Annotated in this window: 1 protein-coding gene; it reads left to right on the top strand. The window is 46.4% G+C overall.

The window, feature by feature from the left end:
- Positions 1 to 384 (top strand): hypothetical protein (locus C1I98_RS46905; RefSeq protein WP_199537619.1); only part of this gene is annotated, 384 nt, incomplete at both ends.

Genomic DNA, 384 nt, shown 5'->3' with positions numbered 1-384 from the left:
TACAGGTGTGACTGACGGTGCGTACCCAGCGACAACTATCCAAACGTTGCCAGGTTATACGACGGTGGTAGTTGCCCAAAGTGCTCAGGTAACTGGTCAATATGATGCAGCGACAAACCAAATTAACGGTACGTTCACGGCAGATGATATGTCAGGTGACAATTCAGTTTACGTCGTGACGTATGTGCCGACGGATCACGACATCAAGGTGCATTATGAAGTTGATGAACCAACTGATGCGACTGAACCATCAGGGACGTTTACGTTGCCAGCTGATACAAAGATTTCAATCAAGACTGATAAGGGTTACCAGATTACGTCTGTCGCAACCCCTGGTTATGCGATTGAAAAAATCGATGGCAAGGTCATTGATTGGGACAAGTT

The sequence above is a fragment of the Spongiactinospora gelatinilytica genome (assembly GCF_003236385.1).
Lineage (GTDB): Bacteria > Actinomycetota > Actinomycetes > Streptosporangiales > Streptosporangiaceae > Spongiactinospora > Spongiactinospora gelatinilytica.
Note: the sequence above shows the minus strand (reverse complement) of the source record. Positions and strands in the feature narration are given on the sequence as shown.